A 9,998-nucleotide genomic window follows, 5' to 3' on the forward strand; every position below is an offset into this window, starting at 1 on the left:
GAGCGATGTTTGAGAACAAGAACACGGGCCTGCTGCTGGTTCTGCCGGCAGCGGTATTCGCCTCGGTGCTCTTCCTCCTGCCGGTGGGCATCCTCCTGTCGGAGGCCTTCACCGGCAGCGAGGGCGGCTTCAGCCTCGGAGCCTATGTGGAGTTCTTTTCCTCGGAACTGAACAACACGGTCTTCTGGCGCTCGCTGCGCCTGGGGCTCTGGGTCATGCTGACCTCTGCGGTCATCGGCTATGCCGCCGCCTTCAGCATCGTCCAGCTCTCGCCCAAGTCCCGCGGCAGGGTCTTCGCCCTGATCATCCTGCCGCTGATGATCTCGCCCGTGGCCCGCACCTATGCCTGGCTCGTCATCCTCGGCCGGACCGGACTGGTCAACCAGGTGATCGTCGGGCTCGGCCTCTCCGAAGAGGGGCTGCAGCTCCTCTTCACCGAGACCGCCGTCTTCATCGGCCTGCTGCAGCTGTTCCTGCCCCTGATGATCATCGCGCTCATCTCGTCGATGGAGAACATGCCGCGCGACGTGGTGCCGGCGGCGCGGGTGCTGGGGGCGAACTGGTTCAGCGTCTTCTTCCGGGTCATCCTGCCCCTCACGCGCGAGGGTCTGGTGGTGGGCGGAACGCTGGTCTTCGCCGGCTCGATGACCGCCTACATCACCCCGGCCATTCTGGGCGGCTCGAAGGTCCTGATGCTCGAGACGCTGCTCTACCAGCGCGTGACCGTCGCCAACGACTACGCCGCCGCCAGCGTCATCGCGATGATCCTGGTCGTCATGAGCATCGTCACCAACCTGCTGCTCAAGCGTCTGGCCAAGCCGCGCAACCGAAGGGCCTGAGATGAAGCCGTCCAGCACTGCCACCGGGACCATCATCGGGCTGACGCTCGTCTTCCTGATCGGTCCGTTCATCGTGATCATCCTCGCGGCGCTCACCGCGGGAAACAACCTCGCCTTCCCGCCCGACGGGCTGTCGCTCAAGTGGTTCATCAAGGTCTTCACCGTCGAGAGCTTCCGGATCTCCTTCCTGATCTCGATGTTCCTCGCAGTGTTCGGGACGCTCACGGCGCTGATCGTCGGCGTGCCCGCGGCCTATGCCATCGCCCGCTACGACATCCCCGGCGCCGGGGCGATCCAGCTCGCCGTGTCGTCGCCGCTGATCGTGCCGGGCATCATCGTAGGCCTGGCGCTCTTGCGGTATCTGGTGATCCCGACCGGGTTCACGATCATGGCGGCGCTGTTCCTGGCGCATGCGGCGCTCATCCTGCCCTATGCGGTGCGGGTGGTGACCTCGTCGCTGCAGAATCTGCGGGTCGATGTCGAGGAGGCCGCGCTGATCCTGGGCTGCTCGCGGCTCGGGTCGTTCTTCCGCGTCGTGTTCCCCAACATCAGGGGCGGCATCCTGGCGGCCTTCATCCTGGGCTTCGTGACCTCCTTCAACCAGGTTCCGGTCTCGCTGTTCCTCTCCGGTCCCGGGGTGCGGACGCTGCCCATCGACATGCTCGCCTACATGGAAACCACCTACGACCCGTCGGTCGCGGCGCTCGCCTGCCTTCTGGCGATCATGTCGGTCGGCATCGTCTTCCTGGCCGAAAGATTTCTGGGGTTCTCTCGCTATGTCTGACTTCGTCTCCGTCGACAAACTGACCCTCGCCTATGGCGACGCCGTTGCGGTGCCCGAGCTGAGCTTCGGCATCGGCAAGGGCGAGCTGATCGCGCTTCTGGGGCCCTCGGGCTGTGGCAAGACCACGACGATGCGCGCCATCGCCGGCCTGATGACGCCGAAATCCGGGACCATCCGCATCGACGGGCGCGACGTCACGCGCCTGGCGCCGTCCCTTCGCGAGGTCGGGCTGGTCTTCCAGTCCTATGCGCTTTTCCCGCATCTGACCGTCTTCGAGAACGTCGCCTTCGGGCTGAAGATGCGCAAGGCGCCCAACATCAGGGAACGGGTGATGGCGGGCCTCGACTCCGTCGGGCTCCGCGATTTCGCCAACCGCCTGACGCCCGACCTGTCCGGCGGCCAGCAGCAGCGCGTGTCGCTGGCGCGCTCGCTGGTGGTCGAGCCCAAGGTGCTGCTGCTCGACGAGCCGCTCTCCAACCTGGACGCGCGGCTCAGGCTCGAGATGCAGATGGTGCTCAAGGACATCCAGAAGACGACCGGGGTCACCATGATCTTCGTCACGCACGATCAGAGCGAGGCCCTGGCGCTGGCCGACCGGATCGTCCTGATGAAGGACGGCAGGATCGTCCAGTCGGGGCTCGCCGAGGAGATGTACAGCGCCCCGCGCAGCCGGTTCGCCGCGGATTTCTTCGGTTTCGAGAACATCCTTCCGGGGCGGGACGGCGGCCTTCTGGCCTGGCGCCCCACCGCCATAAGGCTGGGCGACGGACCGCATGAGGGGACGATCCGCGGCATGTCCTTCGGCGGCGACTACCGGACCTATGTCATCGATTCGACGCTGGGCGAAATCAAGGGAAGCGTGCGGGCCGGGCTGCCCGCCTTCGGCGAGGGCGAAAAGGTCCGGTTCGACCTGCCCGAGGGAGAGGCGGTGCGGCTGGAAGCCGCCTGATGGCCGGGATCTGGATCGATACGGACATGGGCAGCGACGACGCCTTCGCGGTGGTCCTCGCTGCCCGCCATGTCCCGATCGACGGAATGTCGCTCGTCGCCGGCAACGCGCCGCTCGCCCAGGTGGCGCGCAACGCGGCCGGGTTCGGAACCATGCTGCAATGGGACTTTCCCGTCTTCGCCGGCGCCGCGCGCCCCGTCATCGGGCCGCAGGAGACGGCGCAGCGAATCCTGGGCGACTCCGCGCTGCCGCTCCGGGGGGAGGCGCCGCTCTTCGACGCGGATGCATGCGCCGGCGCCGCCTCCTTCGGCCCGTTCCTGCCGCCGCTGAGCGCGTGGCTCGAAGGCGCGGACGAGCCTCGCAGCATCCTGGCCCTCGGACCCCTGACCAACCTGGCGATCCTGGCCCTGGCGCGCCCGGACCTGCTCGACCGGATCGGCCGGCTGGTCTGGATGGGCGGTGCGGTGGGGCGGGGCAACCATACGCCGTCGGCGGAATTCAACGCCTTCGCGGATCCCGAAGCGGTGCAGATCCTCCTCGATCGCGGCGTCGCCCTGCATCTCCTCGATCTCGACGCCTGCCGCAGGGTGCTGATCGACGAGGCCGACGTGACGGCGCTCGCGGCCGCGGAGGGGCGGAACAGCGTCGCGATGGCGCAGCTCCTGGGCGGCTACCTGGACATCGCCCTCTCCCGGGGGAGGCCCGCCATGGCGCTCTACGATCCCGTGGCCGCGGCGGCGCTGATCGCCCCCGAGCTCTTCACCTTCACCCCGGCGCGCATCCAGGTCGAATGCAGCGGCGCCCTGACCCGCGGCCGCACCGTGACCGATTTCACGAGTCCCCGGCCGAACGGCTGGTTGGCCACCGACCTCGATGCACCCGCGATCCGTGACCGGTGCCTGTCGGCGCTGGCGCAGGTCTGACCCATGCAGGAGACTTCAATGGCTGGCGTTCCGGCGCTTCCCGATACCTTCTTCGCCGCAATCCTGAAGGTCGACATCCATTGCCACCTCTACGGCACGATCCGCGAGAAGACCTTCCAGGATCTCGCGGCCGCGGCGGGCGCACCGATCACGCCGCAGGAGATCGCCGCCTTCTACATCCGCGGCGAGAAGCCGAAGGGCGTGCTGCACGCCTTTCGCTTCCTCGAGCAATATGTGCTCGGCCGGCCGGAATTCCTGCATCGCCTGACCTACGAATGCCTCGAGGACATGGCGCGGGAGAACGTCCGCCATGCCGAGCTGTTCTGGAACTCCACCGGCACGCTGCACCATCACCCCGCCATGGGCTTCGCTGCTGCCCAGGCGGCGATCACCGCGGCCATGGCCGATGCCGAAAGGGATCTCGGGATCCTCGCCCGGCTGATCCATGCGATCGACCGGGAGGCCGATCCCGAGCACGCCGTGACCATGCTGGAACGGGCCCTGGTCCATCCCGACGAGCGCGCGGTCGGGATCGGCTCGGACTATCTCGAAACCGGCCACCCGCCCGAGAAGTTCTGGAAGACCTACCGCAGGGCGCGCGCCGCGGGGCTGAAGACCACCATGCATGCCGGTGAGTTCGGATGTCACTGGCGCAACGTCGAGACCGCGGTCGACCTGCTGCAGGTCGACCGGCTGGACCATTGCTACACGGTGCTCGACAATCCGGAGCTCCTGGCGCGCATCGTCGATCTGGGCCTCGCGGTGACGGTGGTGCCGACCAATTCCTATTACCTGCGCACGCTGCCGCGCACGGAATGGGCGGAGCGGCACCCGATCCGCCGGATGCTGGAAACAGGGCTGCGCATTCATCCCAATACCGACGATCCGACCTTCCACAACACTTCGCCCAACCGGGTCTGGGCCTCCATGCACCGCGATTTCGGCGCCGACCGCGATCAGATCGAGCGCATGATATGGACCGGGCTCGAGGCCGCCTGGCTGGATGCCGCAACCCGAGACCGCCTGGCCGGGGAGTTCCGGTCGGCCTGGCAGGACGCCTGCGACGGGCTGGCCTGATGAACCAGGCGCTTCGGGGGGCGCTCGCCCTCGTGGGCGCCGCGGCGCTGGGGTCGGTCATGGGGGTCTTCTCGCGCGCGCTCTCGGGGTCGCTGGAGGTCATCGAGCAGGTGGCGCTGCGCTGCGCGCTGGGCGCGGCAATCCTGCTGCCCCTGATGCTCCGGCCGGCGGCGCGCCGACGCCTCGGGCAGGTGGAGCGCGGCGATCTCTGGAGGATCGCGCTCTCCTCGGTGTCGATCTACGTGGTCGCGATCTCGCTCAACACCTTCGCCTATATCAACGGGAAATACGGCTCGGCCGCGACGGTCATGGCCATGCCCTTTCCGGCGATCGCCGGCTTCCTGCTCTTCGGCGAGCGGTTCAACATGCGCCAGATCGCCAGCATCGCCCTAGCCAGCCTCGGCGCATCGCTCGTGATCGGCACCAGCTTCACGCTTTCGCGCGCCGACGGCCTGGCGATGGTGGCGGCCTTCGGGGCGGGCTTCTTCATGAGCGCGGGCATCCTCGGGCAGCGCAGCATCTCGCAGACCTTGTCGATCGTCGAGAAGACCTTCCTGATGCTCGCGGTGGCCGCCGTCGTCCTGACGGGCGCATCGCTGGTCCGCTCCGGGGGCGCGTCCGGTTTCTCGGGCCTGGATTGGCATGCGGCATGGATCGGGCTCGTCGCGGGTGCGGCGAACGTATTGTTCCTCTTCGGGACGAATTACGGGGTCGGACGGGTCCATGCCGCGATGGTCAACAACGCGCTCGCGCTCCAGACCGTCTTCGCCGCGATCGTGGCCTATCTGGTCTATGCCAGCCGGTTCACCTCGGCCGAATATCTCGGCGCCGGGCTGATCATCGCCTCGATCCTGCTGCAGCGCCGGCGGTCGCCGCAGCCGGGATAGCCGAGGCGGCGGGCGCGGTCAGGCGGACCGGCCGCTGGCACGAGGCGGTCGCGGCGCGGAGCTCGCCAAGATCCGGGCCGTGTCCGTCACGGGACCTCCGCCCTATCCGCTCGGCCTGCCGGCTTCGAACCCACCCTGGCGTGTCCGCCGGGGAGGCGTTACACAATGATACGCGGAGTATATTATTGTTATTACATAGTTTTTCGAGATGTTGGTCGGACGGACCGCCAACCGCTCCGGTCAACCGGAGCCGGCATCAGCCGTCCAGCACCGCGCGCAATCCGCCCCAGGCGCCGGGCGCCGCCGCCAGCACGGCATCGCCATCCGAAAGGTCGCGGCTGTCGCAGAAAGGCGCGCAGCGACCGCCGGCCTCGGCAATGATCAGGAGACCCGCGAGGCAGTCCCAGGCGTTCATATGCGCCTCCCAGTAACCGGCGAGGCGCCCCGCGGCGACATGGGCGAGCATGAGCGCCCCCGAGCCGTTGCGGAAGAACATGCCGCCCGCTTCCAGCAGCCGCTCGATGACCCCTGCCGCGACCCGGGGCGGCGTGCGGTGGTTCGCGCCGATGCCGACGACGCCGTTCAGGACATTCAGGGTATCGGGCACGCGCAGGGGCCTGCCGTCGAGCCGGGCACCGCCGCCGCGCCGGGCGGTGAAGACCTCGCCGGCGGTCGGAACGGCGATGACGCCCGCCACCGTGTCGCGCCCGTCATGCACCGCGATCGAGACGCACCAATGCGGCAACCCGCTGAGAAACGGGCTGGTGCCGTCGATCGGATCGATCACCCAGGTGAAGCCGGAGGCGGCCGCCGTCGCGCCGAATTCCTCGCCGAGGAAGCCGTCGTCGGGGAAGCTTTCCGCGACGCGGGCGCGAATCAGCGTCTCGACCTCGCGGTCGGCACGGCTGACGATATCCTGGGCGCTGGTCTTGGCCTCGATCTCCAGCTCGCCGCGACGCATGAAGAAATCGAGCGCCAGCGCGCCGGCCTCGCGGGCGGTGCTTTCTGCCAGCGACAGGCGCCTCGTGACTTCGTCGCTCATGCTCGCCTGTTCCTTGTCGCTGGCGGTTCGCATCACCCCGAAAGGCGAAGGCTCACGCGTGTCCCCGGAGCCGGTGACCACCACCTATTCCATCGGGCTCCCGGAATAGCGCGCGCCGCGATGGGTGCCAAGCGGCGAGCCCTCGGGTTGCGGGGGCGAAGGCGATTGTCCGCGGGACCGGGTCGACGGAAGTCTTCGGGCCGTAATTGGCGTCACAATCCCGCCCGGCGGGCACCGCCGGGCAGCGACCGCCCCGCCCGGAGCGCCATGGCCCGGTGCCGCGGCATTCCGAATTGTGCTACCATCCCGACGGCTTGCCAAGCATGCGATCGCTGCTACCTTGGCAACCAGACAGGGAGGATTGGAATGCAGCTATATGCACATGTGCGCGGCCGGGTCGCGGCGGCGACGGCGATCGCCTTGCTGGCCACCGGGGCGGCCTGGGCACAGGAAGCCACCGAGGCGGCCGACGGACCGCCGAACATCCTGGTCATCTGGGGCGACGACGTCGGCCAGACCAACCTCTCGACCTACAGCTTCGGGTTGATGGGCTACGAGACGCCGAACATCGACCGGATCGCGGCCGAAGGGATCAAGTTCACCGACTACTACGCCGAGCAGAGCTGCACGGCTGGCCGGTCGACCTTCATCACCGGCCAGTCGACGCTTCGCACCGGGCTCTCCAAGGTCGGCCTGCCGGGAGCAGATGTCGGACTGAGGGACGACGACGTGACCATCGCCTCGGCGCTGAAGGATCTCGGCTACGCCACCGGTCAGTTCGGCAAGAACCACCTCGGCGACAAGGACGAGTTCCTGCCGACCGCGCACGGCTTCGACGAGTTCTTCGGCAACCTCTACCACCTCAACGCCGAGGAGGAGCCCGAGAACTTCAACTACCCGCAGGATCCCGCCTTCCGCGAGCAGTTCGGCCCGCGCGGCGTGATCCGCTCCTCGGCCGACGGCGAGATCGAGGATACCGGGCCGCTGACCAGGCAGCGCATGGAGACGGTCGACGAGGAGACCTCGGCTGCCGCCATCGACTTCATGCAGCGTCAGGTGGAACAGGGAAATCCATTCTTCATCTGGATGAACACCACCCGGATGCATTTCCGCACCCATGTGAAGGACGAGAACCGCAGCGAACCGGGCCTGACGGCGCTGACCGAGTACGCCGACGGCATGATCGAGCATGACGCGATCGTCGGTCAGATCCTCGACGCACTCGACGAGACGGGCGTCGCAGACAATACCATCGTGATCTATTCGACCGACAACGGCCCGCACCAGAACTCGTGGCCCGACGCCGGCACCACGCCGTTCCGCAGCGAGAAGAACACCAACTGGGAAGGCGCCTTCCGCGTGCCCGCCATGATCCGCTGGCCCGGCCACATCGAGCCCGGCACGGTCAAGACCGGCATGTTCTCCGGGCTCGACTGGTTCCCGACGCTGCTCGCCGCCGCCGGCGACGCGGACATCAAGGACCGCCTGCTCGAGGGCACCACGATCAACGGTAGCGAGTACAAGGTCCATCTCGACGGCTACAACCAGCTGCCCTATCTGACGGGCGAGAGTGACGAGACGGCGCGCAGGGAGTTCTTCTACTTCAACGACGACGGCGCCATCGTCGCGTTGCGCTACGAGAACTGGAAGGTCGTCTTCGCCGAGCAGCGCGAGACCGGCACCCTCAACATCTGGGCAGAGCCGTTCACACAGCTGCGGGTCCCCAAGTTGTTCGACCTCCGCGCCGACCCCTACGAGCGCGCGGACATCACGTCGAACACCTACTACGACTGGCTGCTGGACCATGTATTCCTGCTCACACCGGCGCAGGTCGAGGTGTCCAGGTTCTTTTCGACCTTCGAGGAGTATCCGCCGTCGCAGCGGGCGGCGAGCTTCTCGGTCGACCAGATCCAGGAGCAGCTCGAGAGGCAGCTCAGCGGCATGGCCCAGTAGCGGCCGGAGAAGCCGGCTCGCGGGGAGCGCGTGCGCGATGCCCCGCGGGCGAGAACCCGATCCCGAGGAGGCGGCGGACACCATGCGGAACCTGCGCGATTTCCTCAATCCGGCGGTGGCGGCATGAAGGCCGCGGACCTGGCCGGGCGGCACCGGGTCGTCGAGGGCAAGGGGTTCAGGATCGGCGAGGTCGATGCCGACGACACGGCCGGCCTCGACGTGGAGAAGGACGAGGCGAAGGATCTGATCGCCTCAAACCTCGAGCGGCTGGGCAAGCTGCAGGAGCGCCTCTACGCCGAGGACGAGCGGGCGGTGCTGATCGTGCTGCAGGCGATGGACGCCGGCGGCAAGGACAGCGCGATCGAGCATGTCATGACCGGGATCAACCCACAGGGCTGCGACGTGAAGTCGTTCAAGCAGCCGGGGCCGGTCGAGCTCAAGCACGACTTTCTCTGGCGCCACGCGATCGCGCTGCCGCAGCGGGGCAAGATCGTCATCTTCAACCGGTCGCATTACGAGGAGGTGCTGGTGGTGCGCGTCCACCCGGAGATCCTCGAGGGCCAGGGCCTGCCGAAGGCGCTGCGCGGCAAGGACATCTGGGAGCGCCGGTTCCGGTCTATCCGCGGCTTCGAGCGGCACCTCGTCGAGAACGGCACGACCGTGCTCAAGTTCTACCTGCACATCTCCAAGGACGAGCAGGCGCGGCGGTTCCTCGACCGCATCGACGAGGAGGACAAGAACTGGAAGTTCTCCTTCGGCGACCTCGCGGAGCGCGAGCACTGGGGCGACTACATGGACGCCTACGAGGACATGATCCGCAACACCGCGACCGAGGACGCGCCCTGGCACGTGGTTCCGGCCAACAACAAGTGGTATGCGCGCATGGTGATCTCCTCGGCGCTCGCGGAGGCGCTGGAGGCGCTCGATCCGAAGTTCCCGATTGTCGACGACGATTACCGGCGGCGGCTCGCGGAGGCCCGCGGCGCGCTCGCGGCCGAGGCGGGGAAGGGTAGGAAGGGGTGAGCCCGCCTGATGCCGCCCCGGCCGAGGCCGCCTCCGACGCGCGGGCGCAGATCGCGGCACTGCGCGAGCGCATGGGCGAGGCGATCATCGGCCAGCGGGAGGTCATCGAGCGGCTGCTGATCGGGCTCTTGGCCAACGGCAACCTGCTGGTCGAGGGGCTGCCCGGCCTCGCGAAGACCCGGGCGATCAAGGCGCTCGCCAAGAACCTCGAGAGCAAGTTCAGCCGCATCCAGTTCACCCCGGACCTGCTGCCCTCCGACGTGACTGGCACGGAGGTCTATTACCAGGGCGAGAAGGGCGGCGAGTTCCGCTTCGAGCCGGGGCCGATCTTCGCCAATATCGTGCTCGCCGACGAGATCAACCGTGCGCCCGCGAAGGTGCAGGCGGCGCTGCTCGAGGCGATGGAGGAGCGGCAGGTGACAGTCGCGGGACAGACCCACGTGATGGAGCCGCTCTTCATGGTGATGGCGACCCAGAACCCGATCGAGCAGGAGGGCACCTATCCCCTGCCCGAGGCGCAG

10 protein-coding genes are annotated in these 9,998 nt (G+C 67.8%); 9 read left to right on the forward strand and 1 reads right to left on the reverse strand.

Annotated elements, in window-relative coordinates:
* The first annotated feature begins 5 nt into the window (after positions 1-5).
* The 6 genes from V7050_RS02680 to V7050_RS02705 are packed head-to-tail and all read left to right on the forward strand — an operon-like array spanning position 6 to position 5,459.
* Entirely contained in the window at positions 6-839 is an 834-nt protein-coding gene (locus V7050_RS02680) for an ABC transporter permease (protein ID WP_324374949.1), read from the forward strand.
* Between the two features lies 1 nt (position 840).
* Entirely contained in the window at positions 841-1,623 is a 783-nt protein-coding gene (locus V7050_RS02685; protein ID WP_324374947.1) for an ABC transporter permease, read from the forward strand.
* Positions 1,616-2,572: an ABC transporter ATP-binding protein gene (locus tag V7050_RS02690; protein WP_324374945.1), complete on the forward strand. Its 957-nt coding sequence runs from the start codon at positions 1,616-1,618 to the stop codon at positions 2,570-2,572. Before V7050_RS02685 ends, V7050_RS02690 begins: the two co-directional genes overlap by 8 nt.
* Positions 2,572-3,495, forward strand: a complete 924-nt coding sequence (locus V7050_RS02695; RefSeq protein ID WP_324374943.1) for a nucleoside hydrolase — start codon at positions 2,572-2,574, stop codon at positions 3,493-3,495. The genes V7050_RS02690 and V7050_RS02695 overlap by 1 nt, the downstream gene beginning before the upstream one ends.
* 18 nt (positions 3,496-3,513) lie before the next feature.
* Complete coding sequence (locus V7050_RS02700; protein WP_324374941.1) at positions 3,514-4,572, forward strand: adenosine deaminase family protein; 1,059 nt, start codon at positions 3,514-3,516, stop codon at positions 4,570-4,572.
* The gene (locus V7050_RS02705) at positions 4,572-5,459 is read left to right on the forward strand and encodes a DMT family transporter (protein WP_324374939.1); all 888 of its coding nucleotides are present in this window, start codon (positions 4,572-4,574) and stop codon (positions 5,457-5,459) included. The genes V7050_RS02700 and V7050_RS02705 overlap by 1 nt, the downstream gene beginning before the upstream one ends.
* A gap of 256 nt (positions 5,460-5,715) precedes the next feature.
* On the opposite strand, the gene V7050_RS02710 is transcribed toward V7050_RS02705, so the two are convergent.
* Positions 5,716-6,501: an inositol monophosphatase family protein gene (locus V7050_RS02710; RefSeq protein ID WP_324374937.1), complete on the reverse strand. Its 786-nt coding sequence runs from the start codon at positions 6,499-6,501 to the stop codon at positions 5,716-5,718.
* 366 nt (positions 6,502-6,867) lie between these two features.
* Here V7050_RS02710 and V7050_RS02715 point away from each other — a divergent pair, with 366 nt between their 5' ends.
* The 3 genes from V7050_RS02715 to V7050_RS02725 all read left to right on the forward strand — a co-directional run.
* Positions 6,868-8,454 carry an arylsulfatase gene (locus V7050_RS02715; protein WP_324410217.1) on the forward strand — a complete coding sequence of 529 codons (1,587 nt, stop codon included), beginning with the start codon at positions 6,868-6,870 and terminating at the stop codon, positions 8,452-8,454.
* Between the two features lie 123 nt (positions 8,455-8,577).
* A complete protein-coding gene (locus V7050_RS02720) occupies positions 8,578-9,477 on the forward strand; it encodes a polyphosphate kinase 2 family protein (protein ID WP_324375073.1) in 900 nt (299 codons plus the stop codon).
* Positions 9,474-9,998, forward strand: a 525-nt coding sequence (locus tag V7050_RS02725; RefSeq protein ID WP_442885677.1) for an AAA family ATPase, incomplete at its 3' end; no start/stop codon positions are given. The genes V7050_RS02720 and V7050_RS02725, both read left to right, overlap by 4 nt.

This window comes from Amaricoccus sp. (assembly GCF_036846665.1).
In the GTDB taxonomy this organism is placed as follows: Bacteria; Pseudomonadota; Alphaproteobacteria; order Rhodobacterales; family Rhodobacteraceae; genus Amaricoccus.